Annotated in this window: 19 protein-coding genes; 7 read left to right on the forward strand and 12 right to left on the reverse strand. The window is 69.4% G+C overall.

Going from position 1 to position 20078, the window contains the following annotated elements; all coding sequences use genetic code 11:
• Positions 1–307: 307 nt before the first annotated feature.
• Genes VGR06_RS15910 through VGR06_RS15925 form a run of 4 tightly spaced genes read right to left on the reverse strand, consistent with a single transcriptional unit; the run spans position 308 to position 3421 of the window.
• A complete protein-coding gene (locus tag VGR06_RS15910) occupies positions 308–757 on the reverse strand; it encodes a hypothetical protein (protein ID WP_327559852.1) in 450 nt (149 codons plus the stop codon).
• The gene (locus VGR06_RS15915) at positions 754–2094 is read right to left on the reverse strand and encodes an alpha/beta hydrolase (protein ID WP_327559853.1); all 1341 of its coding nucleotides are present in this window, start codon (positions 2092–2094) and stop codon (positions 754–756) included. The genes VGR06_RS15910 and VGR06_RS15915 overlap by 4 nt, the downstream gene beginning before the upstream one ends.
• Positions 2087–2899, reverse strand: coding sequence for a hypothetical protein (locus tag VGR06_RS15920; protein WP_327559854.1), 813 nt, complete (start codon positions 2897–2899; stop codon positions 2087–2089). The genes VGR06_RS15915 and VGR06_RS15920 overlap by 8 nt, the downstream gene beginning before the upstream one ends.
• Complete coding sequence (locus tag VGR06_RS15925) at positions 2900–3421, reverse strand: WXG100 family type VII secretion target (RefSeq protein WP_327559855.1); 522 nt, start codon at positions 3419–3421, stop codon at positions 2900–2902. It lies immediately after the preceding gene.
• Positions 3422–3530: 109 nt separating this feature from the next.
• Here VGR06_RS15925 and VGR06_RS15930 point away from each other — a divergent pair, with 109 nt between their 5' ends.
• The gene (locus tag VGR06_RS15930) at positions 3531–4382 is read left to right on the forward strand and encodes a TIGR03560 family F420-dependent LLM class oxidoreductase (RefSeq protein ID WP_327559856.1); all 852 of its coding nucleotides are present in this window, start codon (positions 3531–3533) and stop codon (positions 4380–4382) included.
• A 68-nt stretch (positions 4383–4450) separates the two neighbouring features.
• Here the strand turns inward: VGR06_RS15930 and VGR06_RS15935 are convergent, their stop codons facing one another.
• Complete coding sequence (locus VGR06_RS15935; protein ID WP_327559857.1) at positions 4451–5110, reverse strand: hypothetical protein; 660 nt, start codon at positions 5108–5110, stop codon at positions 4451–4453.
• A 41-nt stretch (positions 5111–5151) separates the two neighbouring features.
• Between VGR06_RS15935 and VGR06_RS15940 the strand changes: the two genes are divergently transcribed.
• Both VGR06_RS15940 and VGR06_RS15945 read left to right on the forward strand, forming a co-directional pair.
• Positions 5152–6015, forward strand: a complete 864-nt coding sequence (locus VGR06_RS15940) for a hypothetical protein (protein WP_327559858.1) — start codon at positions 5152–5154, stop codon at positions 6013–6015.
• 165 nt (positions 6016–6180) lie between these two features.
• Positions 6181–9300 carry an endo-1,4-beta-xylanase gene (locus VGR06_RS15945; RefSeq protein WP_327559859.1) on the forward strand — a complete coding sequence of 1040 codons (3120 nt, stop codon included), beginning with the start codon at positions 6181–6183 and terminating at the stop codon, positions 9298–9300.
• On the opposite strand, the gene VGR06_RS15950 is transcribed toward VGR06_RS15945, so the two are convergent.
• The gene (locus tag VGR06_RS15950; RefSeq protein ID WP_327559860.1) at positions 9297–10010 is read right to left on the reverse strand and encodes a response regulator; all 714 of its coding nucleotides are present in this window, start codon (positions 10008–10010) and stop codon (positions 9297–9299) included. The two genes, VGR06_RS15945 and VGR06_RS15950, sit on opposite strands and share 4 nt — an antisense overlap.
• Before the next feature lie 262 nt (positions 10011–10272).
• On the opposite strand from VGR06_RS15950, the gene VGR06_RS15955 reads away from it, so the two are divergent.
• Entirely contained in the window at positions 10273–10905 is a 633-nt protein-coding gene (locus VGR06_RS15955) for a hypothetical protein (RefSeq protein ID WP_327559861.1), read from the forward strand.
• A gap of 12 nt (positions 10906–10917) precedes the next feature.
• Here the strand turns inward: VGR06_RS15955 and VGR06_RS15960 are convergent, their stop codons facing one another.
• Both VGR06_RS15960 and VGR06_RS15965 read right to left on the reverse strand, forming a co-directional pair.
• Positions 10918–12471 (reverse strand): carboxylesterase/lipase family protein, encoded by a 1554-nt coding sequence (locus tag VGR06_RS15960; protein ID WP_327559862.1) that lies wholly within the window; start codon positions 12469–12471, stop codon positions 10918–10920.
• A 30-nt stretch (positions 12472–12501) separates the two neighbouring features.
• Positions 12502–14034, reverse strand: a complete 1533-nt coding sequence (locus VGR06_RS15965) for a long-chain fatty acid--CoA ligase (RefSeq protein ID WP_327559863.1) — start codon at positions 14032–14034, stop codon at positions 12502–12504.
• A 315-nt stretch (positions 14035–14349) separates the two neighbouring features.
• On the opposite strand from VGR06_RS15965, the gene mgrA reads away from it, so the two are divergent.
• Both mgrA and VGR06_RS15975 read left to right on the forward strand, forming a co-directional pair.
• Positions 14350–15384, forward strand: a complete 1035-nt coding sequence (mgrA, locus tag VGR06_RS15970) for an L-glyceraldehyde 3-phosphate reductase (protein ID WP_327559864.1) — start codon at positions 14350–14352, stop codon at positions 15382–15384.
• Between the two features lies 1 nt (position 15385).
• Positions 15386–16417: a toll/interleukin-1 receptor domain-containing protein gene (locus tag VGR06_RS15975; RefSeq protein WP_327559865.1), complete on the forward strand. Its 1032-nt coding sequence runs from the start codon at positions 15386–15388 to the stop codon at positions 16415–16417.
• Here the strand turns inward: VGR06_RS15975 and VGR06_RS15980 are convergent.
• A complete protein-coding gene (locus VGR06_RS15980) occupies positions 16407–16622 on the reverse strand; it encodes a DUF397 domain-containing protein (protein WP_327559866.1) in 216 nt (71 codons plus the stop codon). The two genes, VGR06_RS15975 and VGR06_RS15980, sit on opposite strands and share 11 nt — an antisense overlap.
• A complete protein-coding gene (locus VGR06_RS15985) occupies positions 16619–17470 on the reverse strand; it encodes a helix-turn-helix transcriptional regulator (RefSeq protein ID WP_327559867.1) in 852 nt (283 codons plus the stop codon). The genes VGR06_RS15980 and VGR06_RS15985 overlap by 4 nt, the downstream gene beginning before the upstream one ends.
• A 121-nt stretch (positions 17471–17591) precedes the next feature.
• Here VGR06_RS15985 and VGR06_RS15990 point away from each other — a divergent pair, with 121 nt between their 5' ends.
• The gene (locus VGR06_RS15990; protein ID WP_327559868.1) at positions 17592–17831 is read left to right on the forward strand and encodes a hypothetical protein; all 240 of its coding nucleotides are present in this window, start codon (positions 17592–17594) and stop codon (positions 17829–17831) included.
• On the opposite strand, the gene VGR06_RS15995 is transcribed toward VGR06_RS15990, so the two are convergent.
• Together VGR06_RS15995 and VGR06_RS16000 are read right to left on the reverse strand one after the other, a co-directional pair.
• Positions 17832–19424, reverse strand: coding sequence for a cation acetate symporter (locus tag VGR06_RS15995; protein ID WP_327559869.1), 1593 nt, complete (start codon positions 19422–19424; stop codon positions 17832–17834). It abuts the gene before it with no gap.
• Positions 19421–19822: a DUF485 domain-containing protein gene (locus VGR06_RS16000; protein WP_327559870.1), complete on the reverse strand. Its 402-nt coding sequence runs from the start codon at positions 19820–19822 to the stop codon at positions 19421–19423. Before VGR06_RS16000 ends, VGR06_RS15995 begins: the two co-directional genes overlap by 4 nt.
• Positions 19823–20078 lie beyond the last annotated feature (256 nt).

The raw sequence follows: 20078 nt of genomic DNA on the forward strand, positions 1-20078 counted from the left end.
TGGTTTTGCTCTTTCGGGTGAATGGGGGTGCTGCGGCTTGTTGGGGTTTGGGGGCGGTGCGCGGGTGGGGGGCAGGGCGTCCGCCCTGCCCGCGCTGTGCGCGGCCCCAGGGGTCGCAGAGGCTCCGGGGTCAAGGGTCGCCGCGCCAACCCCTTTCCGTAGTGCACTGTGACCACACTGGCGCGGCGATCGGCGATCGGCGAAGCCGAAGGCGCCCTTGAGGCCGGAGGGGCGACCCCGCACAATGCGCGCCGCCCCCGAACCCACCCCGAAACCGCGCACCATAACCAACCCCGAAGCGCGAACCCTAACGCCGACTCGGCCGCGGGCCGTATTTCCGCTCCATCTCCGGGCGATCGAACGCGGCTGAATCCTCGATGTTCTCCGAACCGATCGCCCGGTCCGTGTTCTTGGCATCATCGTCGCCAACAGGCGGATTCGCCGAAGAGTATACAGCGACAGTCAGGTGGCCGACACTCGCTGGCGAGAGCCAGAACTCCTTGACGGCCAATTCTATGGACTGCTGAACATTGTCGGGCGAGACACTCTCCTGGCGGAGAATGGCGCGAATCCGGAGATGTTGGCCGAGGTCGACACCGTGATCATAACGGTAGGCGGCATCGGAAACCGTGGGCAGCGCCTTGAGGTCCGAGACGATGTGGGCGCCGAGATCGTCGACTTCCTTGTCGTAGCTGACGCCGCGGCTGGTGCATCCGGCCAAGGCGAGCAGCAGCAACACCACAATCGCTCGGATCACTGGCGTGTGACCTTGTACTGGTGGGTTTCCACCGAGGTGCCGTTGGTGAAAATGGTGGCGCTGTCGCGGAAGCGGGTTACCGAGGGGTTAGTGCTGGAATCTAGTTGGTGGGCGGCGTCGGCGTAGTTGTGGGTGATGGCGTGGTTGCCGCCGACGGTGCCGGACTGGTTGTCGAATTTTACCGTGGTTCGGTTGTCGCTGGCGGGGTTTTCGGCCGCGTCGAGGTGGGGGACGATGTCGCCGTTGTTTTCCAGGGACAGCATCTGCACGCCGTCGGGGACCGGCATTCGGCCGACGGGTGAGCCGGCGGTGACGACGTGGGTCACGTTGAACTCGCCGCTGGTGGTGAAGTCGTTGGCGGCGCGGGCGGCGACCATGCCGCCTTGGCTGTGGCCGACCAGCATGACCGGGTCGTTGGGGCCGATTCCGGCGCGGCGCATGGCGTCTTCGACGCCCTTTTGGAGGACGGTTTCGTTGCCGGCCAGGGCGTCGATGTTGGTGCCGAAGTCGTTGGCGCTGCCCTGGTCGCCGCCGGGGAGGTTCCATACCCGGGTTCCTGGGATGTCCACAATGTACGCGACGCGGCCGTCCGGGCCGATCACCTTGCGGACGTCGACGTTGCTGTCCGTGCCGTTCCGGTGGTCGAGGCCGTCGACGACATCGCCGAGGCCGTGCGGCGGCGTGCCGGCGCCGGTGTCGATGCCGTTGTCGGCGACGACGGGCTCGCCGTCGGGGTAGGCGGCCGACACCGCGTCGATCAGCGTGGCCAGGTCCGTCGGGAGGCCCAGGGAGGACAGCATTCCCGGTGACATGCCGATCAGTTGGTCGACCAGGCCTGGATGCTCGACCAGGTAGCGCTGCCAGTCGCCGTCGTAGTTGAGGTACACGTCGGCCGCGATCGCGCCGCCGCCAAGTGCCGCGGTGGTGAGGGCGGTCGCCGGGTTGGAGGTGACGATCGCGCCCTCCATCCAGCGCACCGCGTCCAGGGCCCGCGCGTTGAGCTGGTCGACCTGCTGATACGCCGCGGAAGTGGCGCGCAGGGCGACGCCGCGCAGGCCGACGGCCGCGGACACCGCGGTCAGACCGGTCGGTCCGTCCAGCGCCCCCAGGAGCGAAGCCTCGAAGCGGGCCGCCCCGACCGGATCCAGCAGCGCCGAGGCGATCACGTTCGGGTCGGCCAGAAAGCGTTGGGAGGACACGGAGATGCCGAGCGTGTCGGCGGCCACGTCGTCGGTGAGGTCGCCCATCGCCGCCAGGTCTTCGAACCTCGCCTCGACCCCGCCGGCGCCGCCGCCGACCGTCAGGTTCGTGACACCGGGTCCGGTCGTCTCACCCATCGGACAGCGCCTCCCCCACGTACGGCGCCACCCAGACGCCGAGATCCTCCCGGGCCACCGGTTCCAGCACCACCATCCGCCGCCCCGCCGCGGACGGCTCCGGCCGGATGCCCGACCAGCCCGCTTCGGTGTGCAGCCAGACCACCCGCCCGGTGCGCACGCCTTCCTCGACCCGCGCGGTGATCACGCACACCAGCGCGCCGTCGGTGCGCCGGGCCACCTCGCGGGCCAGCTCCGCCTCCACCGCCGGCAGGTCCAGCTCCACCAGCACGGCGGCCGGCGCATCCGGGTCGGCGCCCCGGAGCAACTCCGCCACGCCCATCTCCTGCAGCGCCGCGAGCGGGAGCCGGCCGCGCAGGGACACGGAGCGGCCGTTCCCCAGCGCGGACCCGACCGCACTGTCCTCATCGGACGGAACGGCCCGGATCAGCTCCCGGCCCAGATCCGTGGCCGCGTACAGGGAAATCTCGACGCCGTTCTCGTCCAGGGCGAACAGCGACGCGCCCAGCGCCCCGGCCACCGCGTGCAGGCTGTGCAGTCCCGCCGCGCCGATCGTGGCCGTGGTGTCCAGCATGACCCGCGGCGCGGCCAGGATCCGCAGGTTCACCTCCACCGACGGGTGCACGGCGAGCAGATCCCCGTCGCCCCGCAGGACGCCGCGTTTGGCCAGGTCGCCGGGCTCGGCGCCACCGGACGGGTCCGGCTCCCACCCCGGCGGCATGCTCAGCTCCAGCCGTTCGACCAGGTAGCCGTACTCGGCCGCGGACAGCCGCAGCCGGTGCGGCGCGAGCGTGGACGCGGGCATCTACAGCACCCCCTTGGTCTGCATGAACTTCCCGACCTCGAGCCAGGCCTTGTCCCCGGCCGGCGGCAGGTTTCCCGGCTGGTGCGGCCAGTTCTGCCAGGGTGGCACGGGTGGCTGCGGTGGATCGTCGCCGCCGAAGCCCAGCACGTCGCCGACCGTGTCGACGACCTCGCCGACCGCGTGCTTGAAGCTGTCCACGGCGCGGTTGAACCGGTCGATCGCCGAGTTGAACCAGCCGACCACGGCGTCCTCGATCCGGCCGATCAGCGCGATCAGCTCGCGGACCTGCTGCGCGTGCTGGCGGAGCGCTGCTGCGGCCTCGTCCATCCGGTGCGCGACGTCGTCGAGGTGCTGCCGGTCGCCGTGCACGGTCTCCCGGCAGCGGTCGGCGGCCACCGACTTCCACTGCATGGCCTCGGCCCTGCTGTCCAGCTCGCCCGCCCGGCCGCGCACCTGCTCGGCACGCTGCTCGATCTGCGTGGCGACGCGGTCGAGCTCGTCGGGATCTCCGTACAGGGACATGGAACCCCCCACTGGCGGGCCGGCGGCACAAGGTTAGTCAAGGGACAGACTCCGGCGGAACGGGCTAAGTTCCTGATCAGTAACGTTAGCGAACGACGCGGAGGGGACCTTGCGGTTTGCGATCAAGACCAGGCCGGAGCACTCGGCCTGGGCCGAGCTGCGGGACGTGTGGGTGGCCGCGGACGATATCGAGCTGTTCGAGTCGGCGTGGAACTGGGACCACTTCTACCCGCTGACCGGCGACCTGACCGGGCAGAACCTCGAGGGCTGGACCATGCTCGCCGCGCTCGCCCAGGCGACCCGGCGGATCCGGCTGGGCTGCCAGGTCACCGGGATGATCTACCGGCATCCCGCGGTGCTGGCGAACATGGCGGCCACGGTGGACATCATCTCGGCGGGCCGGCTGGAGCTCGGTCTGGGCGCCGGGTGGAACCAGATTGAGTGCGACGCCTACGGGATCGAGCTGCCGCCGCTGCGCGAGCGGTTCGACCGGTTCGACGAGGGCGTCGAGGCGATCGTGCGCCTGCTCAGCCAGGAGACCACCACGTTCGCGGGCCGGTACGTGCGGCTCACCGACGCGCGCTGCGAGCCGAAGCCGGTGCAGCGCCCGCACCCGCCGGTCACGATCGGCGGCCGCGGTCCGAAGCGGACCCTGCGCGCGGCGGCCCGCTGGGCGGCGCAGTGGAACGTGATCTCGAACGACCCCGAGGAGTGGCGTGGCCTCAAGGAGATCCTGGCCGGGCACTGCGCGGATCTCGGCCGCGACCCGGCGGAGATCACCTGTTCGGTGAACGTCCGGGTCGACGAGGACGGCGAGCTGAGTTCGGCGATCGGGCAGGCGGCCGAGCGGGTGGCGGCCTGGCGGGACGCGGGCGTGGACCTCGTGGTCATGAACCTGCCGCACCACGCGGAGCCCGGGATCCTCGAGCCGCTCGCCGAGGCACTGAGCCCGCTGGGATAGTGCGATGAAGGGGGCCTTCCTAACGCCGGGCGTGAGAAGGGCCCCCTTCATCGCACTCAACCCGGCGATCAGTGCACCCGCAGCGTGGTCGGCCCGGCGCTGGGGTGCACCATCGGCCGGTAACCGGCCTCGAACGCCGCGACGATCGACGGCGGGTTCAGCAGCTCGACCTTCGCGGCCGACGGGATCCGTTGCGCCGCACCGTATCCGTCGAACGACCAGGGCCGGATCCGGCCGTCGGCAAGGAGTCCGACGGAGCCGTCGTGCCGGATCATGACGCCGTCCGGCAGGGACCCGGCCCGCGCCGGCCGGGTCACCTGGCAGCGGGTGTGCGACACCACCCGCTCGGGGTGCAGCACCTTGTCCATGAACACCGCCCGGGGCCGCTCGGCCAGGCCCTGCGCGCGCTGCCAGGACTCGGCGAACCAGACGTAGTCCGCGCGCCGGCAGTACGCGCACGGCCGGTGGCCGGCGGCGAGCGCGGTGGCCTCGTCCATGAAGAACAGCGCGGTCCACCGCCCGGGCGGCATGACGTCCCGGCGAACGTTCTTGTACCGCAGGACGCAGCAGATCCACAGCTGGCTCCGCCAGCGGGTGACGCCGAGCGTCCGGTCGAAACCGTGGATGCAGCCGCGGTTGCCCATCATCAGCCCGCGCGCCGGATGCGCCACGATCTCGCCGGTCGGCAGCACGCGGTTCTGCAACGGTTCCGCCCGCGATGCGGTCACCGAGGCACGCTAACACCGCGGAATCCGGGTACCGTGCCCGCATGTCGCAACCGCGTGACCCGTACCAGCAGCCCCACGACCAGCGGGCGTCGTACGGCGTGCCGCAACCGCAGCCGCCCTATGGCCGGCCGCAGCCGTACCCGCCGCAGCAGCCGTACGGCCAGCAGCCGGCGTACGGGCAGCAGCCGGCATATCCGCGGCAACCCGAGTACCGGCCGCAGCAGCCGGATTACCGGGAGCGGCAGCCGGCCCCGGTGCGCCGGCCCTCGGCGCCGTCGATCCCGACGCCGCGCCGGATTCCCGGGCTGGGGTTGATCCTGACCGTGCTGGGTGCGGTGGTGCAGGTGCTGAGCCTGACCGTGCTGCCGTTCGTCAAGTTCGACGCGAACCAGCCGTTGTCGATGTCCGTGCCGGACCTCTGGAAGGCCGCGACCGAGCTCGGCACGCACGGGTTCGGCGCGTGGTACCTGGTGCTGTTCAGCTACCCGCTGGCCGCGCTGGGCATCTTGCTGGCGCTGGCGACGGTGCTGGACTCGGTGGCGCTCAAGGTGATCTGGGGCGGGCTCGCCGTGGTCGGGCTCGGCTACCTGGTGCTGCGCTACGGGTTGGGGCCGTTCGTGTTCGAGTCCGGCGGGACCCGGTTCACCCGGCAGGAGATCACCACGGCGGTCATCGCGGCGGCCGCGCTGGTCGTGGTGATCTTCGTGTTGAAGACCGCGCTGTCGATGTTCCGGCGGGTGGCCGGCCTGATCCTGCTGGGGCTGGCCGGGTTGCACGTCGCGGCCGTGCTGGACCTGGTGAAGGGCCCGGCCGAGCTGGGCTTCGGTGCGATCGGACCGGCCGTGGGCTACGTGCTGGTGGCGGTCGCGGCGTTCATCGGGCCCCGGAAGATACCGGGCGTCTAACCGAAACTTTCGGCACCGTCGCTGGGGAAGCAACGTGACATTGCTTTCCCTCTAGAGCCACAACGTGACGTTGCTTCCCAGAGGCTTGCCGGGTGTGACCCAGACCACCTAGAGTCCTGTCCCGAGAATCTCGACACTTTTCCGAAACATTCGAAGGACACACCCATGCGGACCCCGACCCGCCTGGGGATCGTCGCCCTCGCGCTGCTCCTGCCCGCGGCCACGCCGCTCGGGCCCACCGCGCACGCCGACGACCCCGTTGTCGCTGCCAGCTTCGACTTCGAGGACGGCACCACCCAGGGGTGGTTCGGCCGGGGGAGCGCCACGGTCGCCGCCACCACCGAGGTCGCGCACGCCGGCACGCACGCGTTGCGCACCACCGGGCGCACCGCGAGCTGGAACGGCCCGAGCGTCGAGCTCGCCGGGAAGCTGCTGACCGGCGCCACGTACACGATCTCCGCACAGGTGCGCATGGTCGCCGGCACCGCGCCGGGCACGCTGCAGCTGACCATGCAGCGCCAGCCCGCGGCCGGCGGCTCGACCGCTTTCGACTTCGTCACCAACGGCGCGGTCACCGACGCCGCGTGGGTGGAGCTGCGCGGAAGTTACACCCCGCCGACGGAATCGTCGCAGCTGCAGCTCTACGTGGAGACCTCCGACGCGGCCGCGGCCTACGACGTGGACGACGTGGTCGTCACGCAGACCGCGCCGCCGCCGGGCGGGCCGCCCGACGAGGCGGACGTCACCGCCGACTTCGAGGACGGCACCGCGCAGAGCTGGACGCCGCGGATCGGCTCCGAGACGCTCACCGTCACCACCGCGGACGCGCACGGCGGCACGCACAGCCTGCTCACCGAGAACCGTGCCGCCGCGTTCTACGGCCCGGCACGGAACCTGCTCGGCCGGGTCACGAAGGGCAAGAAGTACAACTTCTCGGTCTGGGTGAAGCTCGCGCCCGGCCAGCCGGTGTCCGACATGCGGCTGTCCGTGGAGCGCCGAACCGATGGCGCGCAGTCGTTCCAGACCATCGCCAGCGCTGCGGCGGTGACCCCGAACGCGTGGGTGCGGCTGGCCGGCTCGTACACCCTCGGCGTGGACGTCGAGTTCTTCACCGTGTACGTGGAGACCGCGAGCGGCACCGCGTCGTACTACATCGACGACTTCTCCCGGACGTTCGTGCGGCCCAAGCCGATCCAGACGGACATCCCGTCGCTGAAGGACGTGTTCGCGAACGACTTCAAGCTCGGCGGCGCGGTCTCGCCGCCGGACACGCTGGGTGTGCACGCGGAGCTGACCGCCAAGCACTTCAACTCGATCACGCCCGGCAACGCGATGAAGTGGGACGCCACCGAGCCGACCGAGGGCAACTTCCAGTTCGGCGACGCCGACACCATCGCGAACTTCGCCGCGGCACAGCACATCGGGCTCCGCGGGCACACTCTGGTGTGGCACAGCCAGGTTCCGGCGTGGGTGTTCCAGCATCCGGACGGCACCGACCTGACCAGCAGCCCCGAGGACAAGGCGTTGCTGCTGCGGCGCGTCGAGAACCACATCCGCGGGGTGGCCGGGCGCTACGCCGGGCAGATCTACGCCTGGGACGTGGCCAACGAGGTCGTCGACGAGTCGCAGCCGGATGGCTTGCGGCGCAGCCGGTTCTTCGAGATCGCCGGGCTGGACTACCTGCGCACGGCGTTCCGGGTGGCGCGCGAGGTGGACCCCGCGGCCAAGCTGTTCATCAACGACTTCAACACCGAGTACCCGAGCAAGCGCGAGGCGCTGTTCAACCTGGTGCGGCAGCTGCGTTCCGAGGGCGCGCCGATCGACGGGATCGGGTCCCAGCTGCACATGAACATCGAGCGGCAGCGGCTCGGCGAGATCGAGGCGACGTTCGACAAGTTCGCCACGCTGGGCGTCGAGCAGCAGGTGACCGAGCTGGACATCAGCGCGTACAACGACTTCGTCCAGTCGCTGCCGGCGATCTCCGAGGAAACGCTGGCGCTGCAGGGTTACCGGTACCGGGACCTGTTCGACATGTTCCGCCGGCACCGCGGCCAGCTCAACTCGGTGACCGTGTGGGGCATCGGGGACGACGGCACCTGGTTGAAGAACTTCCCGTTCCCGCGCCTTGATCTGCCGCTACTGTTCGACGAGGAGCTGCAGGCCAAGCCGGCGTACTGGGGCCTGGTCGATCCGACCCGGCTGCCGTTCGTGGCTCGGAGACTCGCCGTCCCCAATGGACGGATCGATGTGGACACTCAGCGGGACGCCGAGTGGAACCTGCTGCCCGGCACGGATATCAACTCGCCGGCCGCGCTGGCCGCGAACTTCCAGGTGCGCTGGGATGCCCGGTGGTTGTATGTGACCGCCGAGGTGACCGACCCGACCCGGAACTTCAACGACGCCGTGGAGATCTTCGTCGACCAGAACAACGGCAAGACGCCGGCCTATGAGCCCGATGACGCGAAGTACCGGGTGCTCCGGTCCGGCCTGCACGGCGCCAACTTCCGGGCCGAGGCGGAGCGAACCGCGAACGGCTACCGGGTCGAGGCGGCGATTCCGCTGCGCGACGCCGGTGCCCTGGACCGGGCGATCGGCTTCGACATCCGGGTGACGGACGCGCGTGATGGCACAACGGCGTCCTGGAACGACAACGTGAACGGCCAGGACGCCGACACCTCCCGGTGGGGCACCCTGACCCTGATCAAGGCCGTGGGCGTGGTCGAGGCCCGCCGCGGCACACCCGTGCTCGACGGTGTGGCCGAAGCGCTGTGGAACCGCGCCCCCACGATCGCCACCGATGTTCCGGTGATCGGCACGAACGGCGCCCGGGCCACCGCGAAAGTTCTGTGGGACAGCGGCCATCTCTACGTGCTCGCCACGGTCACCGACCCGGTGCTCGACGAGTCCAGCGCCAACACGTTCGAGCAGGACTCCGTCGAGATCTTCGTCGGCCCCGGCAACTTCAAGAACACCGGCTACCGCGACCAGGACGGCCAGTACCGTGTCAGCTTCTCCAACCGCCAGACCATCTCTGGCAACTTCAGCGGTTTCGCCATCGCCGACAACCTGCGCAGCGCCACCCGGCTGATCCCCGGCGGCTACGTGGTCGAGTTCTCCATCGAGCTCGACACCGTCCACCCCGAGCCGGGCACCCTGGTCGGCTTCGACCTCCAGGTCAACGACGCCACCGCCGGCGCCCGCACCTCCGCCCGCACCTGGAACGACCCGACCGGCCTGTCCTTCCGCGACACCTCGCGTTGGGGGGTGGCCAAGCTCGTTCGCTAGAGGACGTTCGCGGCGTGCAGCAGCTCGGTGAGCACGGCCGGTGACGCGGTGATCCCGGTCGCGCCGGCCTCGAGCGCCTGCTCCCGGTACGCCACGCTCGACCGGTATCCGCTGTAGATGACGAACGGGGTGGCGCGGTCCGTCTCCCGCACCGTGCGCAGCAGCCGCATGCCGGCGTCGGGCACCTCCTGGCCGCCCTCGAACCGGCCCATGTCCGACACGATCGCGCCATAACGCCGCTGCCCGAGCAGGGCCAGCCCCTCGCGGGTGCTCCGCGCAAGATCGACCCGGGTTCCGTTGCGCTGCAACTGCTCGACGATCAGCGCGTTGTTCTCCGGGTAGTCGTCCACCCACAGCACGGAATACGCGGTCGCCGGCGGCGGTGGCTTGACCTCACCGAGGATCGTGCTCCCGCCGGCGACCGGTGCCCCGTCCACCTCGTCGCTGTCCTCTATCGGCTGCTGATCGGCCGTCAACGCCGCGACCGCCTTGCTCAGCACACCGACCTGCTTCTGCAGATCCGCGATCATCGAGTTCTGCTGGTCGCTCAGCTGCTTCATGCTCAGCTTCTGCCCACCCACCTCGAGCGACCACTCCCGCTGCTCCGCCGACCCGATCACCCGGGCCAGCTGCCGCCGGAACATCAGGATGAGCACCAGCAGCAACACCGGCCACAGCAACGCCGCCACCGCCGAGATCGTCTCCGCCACCCAACCTCCCCAACAGCCAAAAGATGCCGCACAGTACTACCGCACAGATCCGCGATCGGCTACGCGAACGCGGAACACGGCTACGCCAGCGCGCGACACGGCTACGTGAAGGCGCGACACGCCCGGGGTGCCCGCGCTTGGTCGGCGTGTCGCGCATCTGCGTAGCCATGTTCTGCGTTCGCAGAGGCGATCGGGTCGGACGTTCGCAGGGGAGCGCATCTGGGGCTGGTGCCGGCGGGGGTGATCCACTTGGATCGGGCGGGTGACGTTTGCGGTTGGAGTTTTTGATCTTTTTGCGTACACGATTCCGGGGTCGTTGTACCTGGGGTTGGCGGGGTACCTGGTGGTGCGGGTGGGGTGGGTGGAGCCTGCCGAGCTGACCGGGGTGCCGGTGGTCTTGCTGGTGATCGGGGCGGTGCTGGCCAGCTATCTGTTGGGGTACATGGTGTATCCGGTGGGGGCGGGGGTGAACCGGTTGGTGCCGCGGCTGCGTCGGCGGCGGGCGCAGAGCGAGTTCCTGCGGCGGGTGCCGGAGGCGCGGGACCGGGGGTACATCACGGCGGACCGGCAGCTGCTGCTGGCGGCGGTGCAGATCCACGACAAGGACGTGGCGATCGAGGTGACGCGATTACGGGCCGCCGGGTTGATGTTGCGGAACTCGGCGGCGCCGCTGGCGTTGGCGTCGCTGGCCGCGCTGGTGGAGCTGATCGTCGGGCGGCATCCCGGGCCGGCGGTGGCCGGCATGGTCGTTTTCGCCGGGGCGTTCGCCTCGGTGATGGCGGGGGCGCGGCGGTTGACGTACTGGGCGTACCTGAAGACGCTCGAGCTGGGGTTCTGGGTGCCGGAGATCGACGAGAAGCTGGGTGGGCCGGCCGCGCCCGACGCCGGAGCGTAGGCAGCCCGGCCGTCAGAACCCGAGCGCGGCCCAGAAGTCGCAGTTGCTCGGGACCGCCGGGTCGATCCGGTGGACGGCGTCCAGGCCGAGTGCCTGGACGTCGCCCGAGCTGCGGAACCGGTGCCAGGCGGGGGTGCCGTGGCCGTTGGGGTTGCCGGTGCGGGCGAAGTTCGTCCAGTAGCTGACCATGGCCGTGGACAGGGCCTGCTGCGCGGCCGTCAGCGGGCGGCCGAACAGGTTGGGGAACAGGAAGTTCAGCTCGGTGGCGTGCTCGGCGCCCTCGTCGAAGCCGGGCACGTCCACCAGCGGCGGCGCGGTCCGGTCGACGAACTGGTAGGCGTGCACCGGCACGGCCAGCGGGCGCGCCGAGGCGAGCCGGTAGCTGGTCAGGTGGGAGCACGTGGACAGCGGGGTGCCGGCGTCGGTCTGCACGGTGGACAGCGCCGTGGTCGGGTTCGGGTAGTTCGCCAGTGGGTACCGGGCCAGGACCTGGTCGGCGGCCGCGCCGTAGGTGGCCCGGATGATCTGCTCGTACTGGGCCGGGGTGACCGGCGACCCGACGGCGTCGAACCGCAGGCTGATGAACAGCCGCATCTCGTCGAGGTTGTTGCCCCACATCAGCGGCACATGGTGGAACCGGTCCTGGCGCAGCGCGTCCACGGGTTGCAGCGGCAGCTCGCGGCCGCCCACCACCGGGCCGCCACCCGGCCAGGCCCGCAGCAGGGCCTCGACCGGCTTGCCGCGCAGGCACGTCGCCGCGCTCGCCGGGTCGGTGCAGCCGAACCCGGCGGCGAACGCCGTGCCGGCGCCCTCCGCTCCGGGGCCGGTCGCGATGGGCGCCGCGCAGCTGTAGCTCTGCCCGATGGCCCGGTGGAACAGGCCGGTCGCGGTCGGCGAGGCCAGCTGCGCACAGACGCTGCCGGCGCCCGCGGACTCGCCGAAGATCGTCACGTTGCCGGGGTCGCCGCCGAACGCCGCGGCGTTGCGGCGCACCCAGCGCAGCGCCGCCTGCTGGTCCTCGATGCCGGTGTTCCCGGACTGGATCCCGGGATGCTCCGCGCTGAGGGCGGGCAGGGCGAGGAAACCGAAGGGCCCCAGGCGGTAGTTGATCGTCACCACGACCACGTCGCCCTCGACGGCGAGCTTGCTGGCGTCGTAGAACACGCCGCTGCCGTTGGTGTAGCCGCCGCCGTGGATCCACACCATCACCGGGAGCCGGTGCCGGCTCTGCCGCGGTGTGGTCACGTTGAGGTACAAGCAGTCCTCGGTGAACGACGCCGGAGTTCCGTACGCGGTGGGCAGTTGCGCGCACGTCGGTCGCGGCGCGGTGGCGTCCAGCGGATCGCGCCACGGCGTCGCCGGCTGCGGCGGGCGGAAGCGCAGGTCGCCGACCGGTGGCGCGGCGAACGGAATCCCTTGGAACAGGCGGAAGTTGTCGTGCACGGCGCCGCGCACCGGGCCGAGGTCGGTGCGTACCAGCGCCTCGTCGCGGCCTGTTGGCTCCGCACTCGCCTGCGTGCCGAGCGCGAGCAGGCCGGCCACACATCCGACGACGAGTGCCTTCATGTCAGCTCCTTTGCCGCACGCGGGTACCTCTCACCGTGGCACGGCGGCACCGGCCTCGCTATCGGCAACTTCGCCGTACCGGGAACGCAGCTGGCTCTTCACCAGCTTTCCGGAAGCGGTGCGCGGCAAGGAGGTCGCGTAGACGACCGACTTCGGGATCTTGTAGTTGGCGATCTTCCCGGTGAGGAACCCCAGTATTTCCGGGGGTTCGGCGGTCGTGCCGTCGCGGAGCACCACGATGGCGCGGCCGACCTCGCCCCACTTCTCGTCCGGGACGCCGATCACCGCGCACTCGGCGACCGCGGGGTGGCCGTACAGCACGTCCTCGACCTCGGCCGGATAGATGTTCTCGCCGCCGGAGATGATCATGTCCTTGACCCGGTCGCGGATGGCGAGGAAGCCGTCCTCGTCGACCACCGCGATGTCCCCGGTGCGCAGCCAGCCGTCCGCGGAGAGCACCTCCGCGGTCTCCGCCGGCTTGTTCCAGTAGCCGGCCATGGTGTGCGGGCTGCGCACGACGATCTCGCCCGGCTCGCCCGGCGCCACCGGCGTGCCACTGGCGTCGACGACCTCGAGATCGGTGAAGAAGCACGGTTTCCCGGCCGAGCCGACCCGGTCCCCGCCGTCGTGCTGGCGCAGGAACAGCGCGCTCGGCCCGGACTCGGTCAGCCCGTACCCCTGCTGGAACCGCAGCCCGCGTGCCCGGTACCTCGTGATCAGCGCCTCCGGCACCGGCGCGCCACCGCAGATCAGCGAGCGCACCGAGGACAGGTCCGCGGTGCCGAACCGCGGCGACGCACTGATCGCCTGGAACATCGCCGGCACGCCGAACATGTACGTGACCCGGTACCGCTCGATCAGGTCCAGCGCGGCCTCCGGGTTGAACGCCGGCATCAGAATCGCCTTGCCACCCTTGAGAAACGTCGGCAACACCGTCTGGTTCAACGCCCCCACATGGAACATCGGCCCGCTCACCAGCGTCACCTCGTCCCCGGCGAGGTCGACGTCGATCAGCACCTCCAAACTGTTCCACGCCAGGCTCGCGTGGCTCAGCGCCACCCCCTTCGGCCGTCCCGTCGTCCCCGACGTGTACATGATCATCGCGATCTCGTCGCCCCCGACGTCTGTTTGCGGCGCCTCATCCGCGGCCGCGTCCACCCTCCGCTCGAACTCCGCCAGCGGGATCACGTGCGGCACCTCGAGGTTCTCGATCCGCCGCACCGCCTCCGCCTGTCCCTCCCCATAAATGAGCACGTTCGCCCCGCAGTCGCCCAGGATGTACCCCAGCTCCGGCGCCGCCAGCCGGAAGTTCAACGGCACGAAGATCGCCCCGAGCCCGCCAGCCCCGAACAGCGTCTCCAGGAACGCCGGATGGTTCACCCCCAGATACGCCACCCGGTCCCCCCGCGCGACGCCGAGCCCGTCGAGCACCGTCCCCACCCGGCCACTCCGCGCCCGCACCTCCTCGAACGTCAGCTCCTTCCCCTCGAACACCACCGCCACCCGGTGTCCCGACATCCGCGCCCGCCTAGCCGCCCACGACCCCAGCCCTTCGTTCCGCATGGTCAAACAATGGCCCCCGCGGGCTGTGCTCACAACGTCTCACCGTCGGCCGCGCCCGCCCAGGTAGTTCGGTGTGTTGGCCACTGACGTCGCCATGTTGGCCTGTGGCGTCGCCGTGTTGGCCGAGTGTGCGTGCGGTTGCCGCCCGTGGTGTCCGGCGTCATCACCAGCCACCACGCCGGAAGCCAACACAGCGACGTGGCAGGCCAACACAGCGACGTGAGACGCCACACAGTCGCGACCCCGGCTACATGTGGTCAGGGGTCACGGCCCCTCGATGAGCCGCGGCCACAAGCTTCTGGGAGGCTGATCGCCATGCCTTACCTCGCGGCTGATGGCCGGTATGAGACGACGATGAGTTACCGGCGGTGTGGGCGGAGCGGACTGAAGTTGCCGGCGGTGACGTTGGGGTTGTGGCACAACTTCGGGGAGGACCGGCCGTACGAGGTTGGGCGGGGGATGTTGCGGCGGGCGTTTGACCTCGGGGTGACGCACTTCGACCTAGCCAACAACTACGGGCCGCCGTACGGGTCGGCGGAGCGGAACTTCGGGCGGGCGATGGCCGACGACTTCCGGCCGTACCGGGACGAGTTGATCATTTCCACGAAGGCCGGGTACGACATGTGGCCGGGGCCGTACGGGGAGTGGGGGTCGCGGAAGTACCTGCTGGCGTCGCTGGACCAGTCGCTCGCCCGGATGGGACTGGACTATGTGGACATCTTCTACTCGCACCGGTTCGACCCGGACACGCCGCTCGATGAGACGATGGGGGCGCTGGTGACGGCGGTGCAGCAGGGGAAGGCGCTGTACGTCGGCATCTCGTCGTACTCACCGGCGATGACCAGGCAGGCCGCCGAGCTGCTCCGGCAGGCAGGGGTGCCGCTGCTGATCCACCAGCCGTCCTACTCGATGTTGAACCGGTGGATCGAGCCGGAGCTGCTCGGCACGCTCGACGAGCTCGGCGCCGGGTGCATCGCGTTCTCGCCGCTGGCGCAGGGCTTGCTGACCGACCGCTACCTCGGCGGCGGCATCCCGGACGGCTCCCGGGCCAGCCGCGACTCCTCGTTGCCGGCCAGCATGCTCTCCGACGCCAACCTCACCCGGGTCCGCGCCCTCAACGACATCGCGAAGCGCCGCGACCAGGGCCTCGCCCAGCTCGCCATCAGCTGGGTGCTACGCGACCCGCGGGTCACCTCCGCCCTGATCGGCGCCAGCTCCATCACCCAGCTCGAAGCCAACCTCGCCGCCCTCGACGCCCCACCCCTCACCGACAGCGAGCTCGCCGAGATCGACCAGTACGCTGTCGACTCGGGTATCGACCTCTGGGAGACCTCTCGAACTGCGGGGTGACATGGCCGAGGCGCCGGTTGTCTTCTACAGCTACTCGCACCGGGACGAAGACCTGAAAGACCGGCTGGACGCACATTTGAGCGCGCTGCGTCGAGAGGGTCGCATCCAGACCTGGCACGACCGGAAAGTCCTGCCGGGTGCCGACTGGACCACGGAGATCAACGACGCCGTTCTGCGCGCCGACATTGTGCTCATCCTGGTGTCCGCCGATTTCATCGCCTCCGAGTACTGCTGGGGCGTTGAATTCAAGAAAGCGCTCGAGCGGCACGACCGGCGTGCGGCGACCGTGGTGCCGATCATCGTTCGGTCGTGCGACTGGCGGAACACCGAGCTCGGCCGGTTGCAGGCGTTACCCCGGGACGGGCGGGCCGTGACGACCTGGCCGAACGACGACGAGGCGTGGACGGATGTGGCCCGAGGGCTGCGATCTGTGGTGGACGCGACCCATGTGGGCGTCCCGAGGCCGGTGCCGTTGCCGCCGGCCCTGGCGCCGGTCGAGTTCGCGCACATCAATGTCCGTCCGGACCGCAAGCCGCGCTGGAGGGAGTTCGAGGACACCGACTGCCCCTTCGGCGGCGGCTGCGACTGGTACTTCTCTTTCGAAGAGCTTGTTTACGGCTCCGACCTGTTCCTGGATGTCATGCTGCACAACACATCTGCCGGGGATGTCGTTCTCTCCGGGGTGGGGGTCGAGGTCGAGGAGCTCGTGGACATCCTGTACGTGTACGGCTTTCCGGAGCCAGTCAAGTTCGAGCCGCCCATGGACGAGTACGAGGTGGCCATGCCGGACCTGAACGACCTGGTCGAGGAGGACAACATTGTCGGGCCGCCGCCCACACCGGTCAGGGTGAACCGGCACGTGATGACGCGCCTCCCGGACCCCATCGGTCTGCCCGCAGGGGCGGCGTACCGCTACTTTCTGCGGTTGACGAACTATCAGCGCAATGTACCCAACCACGCCCGGCTGCGGCTCACCGCGGATGCCGGCGGTGGTCTTGCGAAGTCACGGCTGCTGCACGTCTTCACCAAGTAGCGCGACGATCGAACCGCCCGAGCTTGACGGCCTCGAGGAAAGCCTGGCCCGGCTCGCTGCCCACGGCAAGGATGGGGGAGCGGGTCAGCTTGGAGTCCCGCACCCGAACAAGATCCTCGGTGATAGCCACCTCGACGCAGGCGTTATTCATCTGGGACCGCCGGGAGGTGCGCCAGACTAATGGCACGGCTTCGGGGTTGATCATTTGGTGTTCCTCCCGATCTTTTCGAGGTGCTCGATCGTGTCGACCTCGCCGAGCGCCTTTGCCATCAGCATGTCGTAACTTTGAGTGTAGGTCTCCACCTGGTGGGTCTGTTCGTAGATCAGCACCGAAGTCATGGTTTCGACAGCAACCACGGTCGGCAGGTCCATGTCGGCGTCAAATTCCAAGATCGAGAAGGGTGATCCAAGCGCGGCGTGCGCGCCCGCGGCGAATGGCTTCAGCCGAATCATGATGTTCGGCTTGGCTGCCTGCTCGCGTAGGTGGGCGAGCTGTCGACGCATCACGGCCGGGCCGCCGATCGCCTCCCGCACCGCCGCCTCGCCGAGAGTCACGACCAATTCCTGGCTGCCGCTGATCACGCCTTCCTGCCGGCGCATGCGCAACTCGACCCTGCGCTTCACCTCGGTCGCGCGGATGTACGGCGCCTCGACCATCAGGGCGGTCGTGTATTCCTCGGTCTGGAGGAGACCTGGGACGAGTTCCCCACTGTGCATCCGAATGCGGCGTGCGCCGGTCTCGATGCCGAGCACGTCACCGAGCGGGCCGTCGAGCAGCCGGCCGTAGTCCTGGCGCCAGTCCGGCTGCTGGGCCAAAACTCGGGCGCTCTCCAACTCAGCGGCTTCATCTCTGGTGACGCTGTAGAGCTTGCACAGTTTCTTGAGCTGCACGGTGGTCAGGCGGTGCTTGCCCTTCTCGATTCTGGTCACGGTCGGCTGGCTGACGCCGAGGGCCTTGGCCACCGCCGTTCCCGTGAGGTCGCGTTCGTCGCGGTAGCGCGCGAGGCGGCGACCCAGGGCCCAACTACCGACAGTGAGCGGTGCGTCGCCCATTTTCCTCCTTGGTTCACCCTTGCGGACCATCGACTCGTGGAATTTCGCGCGTATATTCGCAGCAGTCAGCTTACACGTCAGCGTAGCCGTCCGGTGTGGACGTACCGAAGGGAGAGTGGGCATGGAAGCACGCGTCAGGAAGGAACCGCCGGTTGTCTACGCGATCGTCGGCGTGCACGCCGACGTCGAGATCACCCTGGTGATGTACCCCGACGGCGGGGAGGGCGCCACAATTGCCTTCGGCCATACCGGCCCGGAGTTGGCCGTCGAGTTCTGCGACGTGGACAGCCTGGAGCGATTGGCCGCCGTCGCCGCTGACGGAGCGCGACAGCTACAGGAGCGGATCGACGGGAATGACTAGTCAGGACGCGCGGATGCCGGTGATGGAGCGGACTTCGAGCTCGTCGGAGCGGGCGGGGTCGGGCTCGTCCTTGCCGCGCAGGGTGCCGATGACGCCGAGCAGGAACGAGAGCGGGATCGACACGATGCCGGGGTTGCTGAGGGGGAACAGGTGGAAGTCGACGCCCTTGATGATCGAGGTGGGGGCGCCGGAGAACACGGGGGAGAAGATGATCAACACCAGGCAGATGGTGAGGCCGCCGTACATCGAGTAGAGCGTGCCGGTGGTGTTGAAGCGGCGCCAGAACAGGGTGTAGAGGATCGTTGGCAGGTTGGCCGAGGCGGCGACGGCGAAGGCCAGGGCCACCAGGGAGGCCACGTTCTGGCCGAGGGCGAGGATGCCGCCGATGATCGACAGGCCGCCGACCACCAGAGCGGTCAGCCGGGCCACCCGCACCTCGGTGCCGGGCGCGGGCCGGCCGTGCTTCATCACGTTGGCGTAGACGTCGTGGGCGAACGACGCGGACGCGGTCAACGTCAGGCCGGCGACCACGGCGAGGATGGTGGTGAACGCGATCGCCGCGATCACCGCGAGCAGCACGGTGCCGCCGATGGCGTACGCCAGCAGTGGGGCCGCGGAGTTCTCCCCGCCGGGGGCGGTGACGATCTCGCGCGAGCCGACGATGGCGCTGGCGCCGTAGCCGATGATCAAAGTGGACAGGTAGAAGAGCACCATCGCCCAGGTTGCCGAGACGACGGAGCGCCGCGCCTGGTAGGCGTCGGGCACGGTGTAGAAGCGCATCAGCACGTGCGGCAGCGCGCCGGTGCCGAGCACCAGGGCGAGGGCGAGCGAGACGAAGTCCAGCTTGGTGGTGCCGGTTTTGCCGTATCGCGCGCCCGGATCGAGGATCTGCTCGCCGAGGGTGTTCCCCTGCACCGCGCGCTCGAGCAGCGAGGACAGGCTGAACCCGAACTTGCCGAGGATGAACACGCTCATCATGATCACGCAGGTGAGCAGCAGGGTGGCCTTGATGATCTGCACCCAGGTGGTGCCCTTCATGCCGCCGACCAGCACGTAGAAGATCATGATCAGGCCGACGACGGCGATCACCAGCGCCTGCCCGCCGGAGGTGTGCACGTCCAGCAGCAGCGCCACCAGCGTGCCCGCCCCGGCCATCTGGGCCAGCATGTAGAACGCCGAGATCACCAGGGTGGCGTTGGCGGCCGCGGCGCGCACCGGCCGCTGCCGCATGCGGAACGCGACCACGTCGCCCATGGTGAACCGGCCGGTGTTGCGCACCCGCTCGGCGATCAGCAGCAGCGGGATGAGCCAGGCCACCAGGAACCCGATGGAGAACAGGAACCCGTCGTAGCCCTGCACCGCGATGGCGCCGGCGATACCGAGAAACGACGCCGCGGACAGGTAGTCACCGGAGAGCGCCACGCCGTTCTGCAACCCGCTGAACGCGCTGCCGGCCGCGTAGTAATCGGCCGTCGTGGTATTTCGGCTGCTCACCCGGTACACGACGAACAGGGTGACCGCGACGATGGCGACGAAGATCGTGACGTTGAGTACCGGCTCGCCCGCCGCGCCGTCGGCCAGGTAGCTGGTCACGAACCCGCCTCCACCCGGGCGCGCAGCGCCTCGACCTCGGGATCCACCTTGCGCCGGGCGAATCGCAGGTACACCAGCATGATCACCACGGTGGTGAGGAACTGGGACAGTCCGAGCAGCAGCCCGACGGTGATCTTGCCGGTGATCCGGTGGCTCATGAACCCGTGCGCGTAGGCCGCCAGCAGCACGTAGGTCAGGTACCAGAATAGGAACAGCACGGTGAGCGGAACGGTGAACCGGATCAGCCGGCCGCGGATGCGCTGAAAGTCCTGGCTGGACCGGATCGCCGCGAAGTCCGGATTGCCCTCGGCGTCGACGAGAGGATGTTTCCCGCCCGGCACGGGCGCGCCGAAATGATCCGTTTCGGGCGCGCGCGTAAAGGACGATATTGTGGCCATCACAGGTCCTTCCGCGACTGAGTCGAGGCCGGTGGGGCGGCGAGCGGCCGGCCGGGACGCCAGCGTAGCGGGCGTATCGGAGCAGTCAAGACGGCCCGTGCGGAACTAACTGGATCATATAAGACCGTGTCGGTGAGTGACCGCTAACTGAGGGTGTCCGACCGGTCGCTTAATCGATGCTTGAACAGAATGCCAACGCTTCCTTAAGTTACTCGCTATATCCATCGCAGGGACGGCGATGTCGTGAGGAGATCTT

Origin of the sequence: Actinophytocola sp. (genome assembly GCF_036002505.1) — a bacterium.
Taxonomy (GTDB): Bacteria; Actinomycetota; Actinomycetes; order Mycobacteriales; family Pseudonocardiaceae; genus DASYTH01.

Bases quoted from the DNA above. Each gene is read 5' to 3' on its own strand.
- VGR06_RS15915 (WP_327559853.1), bottom strand. From the start codon at position 2,094: ATGGGTGAGACGACCGGACCCGGTGTCACGAACCTGACGGTCGGCGGC.
- VGR06_RS15920 (WP_327559854.1), bottom strand. From the start codon at position 2,899: ATGCCCGCGTCCACGCTCGCGCCGCACCGGCTGCGGCTGTCCGCGGCC.
- VGR06_RS15925 (WP_327559855.1), bottom strand. From the start codon at position 3,421: ATGTCCCTGTACGGAGATCCCGACGAGCTCGACCGCGTCGCCACGCAG.
- VGR06_RS15940 (WP_327559858.1), top strand. From the start codon at position 5,152: ATGTCGCAACCGCGTGACCCGTACCAGCAGCCCCACGACCAGCGGGCG.
- VGR06_RS15945 (WP_327559859.1), top strand. From the start codon at position 6,181: ATGCGGACCCCGACCCGCCTGGGGATCGTCGCCCTCGCGCTGCTCCTG.
- VGR06_RS15960 (WP_327559862.1), bottom strand. From the start codon at position 12,471: ATGAAGGCACTCGTCGTCGGATGTGTGGCCGGCCTGCTCGCGCTCGGC.
- VGR06_RS15965 (WP_327559863.1), bottom strand. From the start codon at position 14,034: ATGCGGAACGAAGGGCTGGGGTCGTGGGCGGCTAGGCGGGCGCGGATG.
- mgrA (WP_327559864.1), top strand. From the start codon at position 14,350: ATGCCTTACCTCGCGGCTGATGGCCGGTATGAGACGACGATGAGTTAC.
- VGR06_RS15975 (WP_327559865.1), top strand. From the start codon at position 15,386: ATGGCCGAGGCGCCGGTTGTCTTCTACAGCTACTCGCACCGGGACGAA.
- VGR06_RS15980 (WP_327559866.1), bottom strand. From the start codon at position 16,622: ATGATCAACCCCGAAGCCGTGCCATTAGTCTGGCGCACCTCCCGGCGG.
- VGR06_RS15985 (WP_327559867.1), bottom strand. From the start codon at position 17,470: ATGGGCGACGCACCGCTCACTGTCGGTAGTTGGGCCCTGGGTCGCCGC.
- VGR06_RS15990 (WP_327559868.1), top strand. From the start codon at position 17,592: ATGGAAGCACGCGTCAGGAAGGAACCGCCGGTTGTCTACGCGATCGTC.
- VGR06_RS16000 (WP_327559870.1), bottom strand. From the start codon at position 19,822: ATGGCCACAATATCGTCCTTTACGCGCGCGCCCGAAACGGATCATTTC.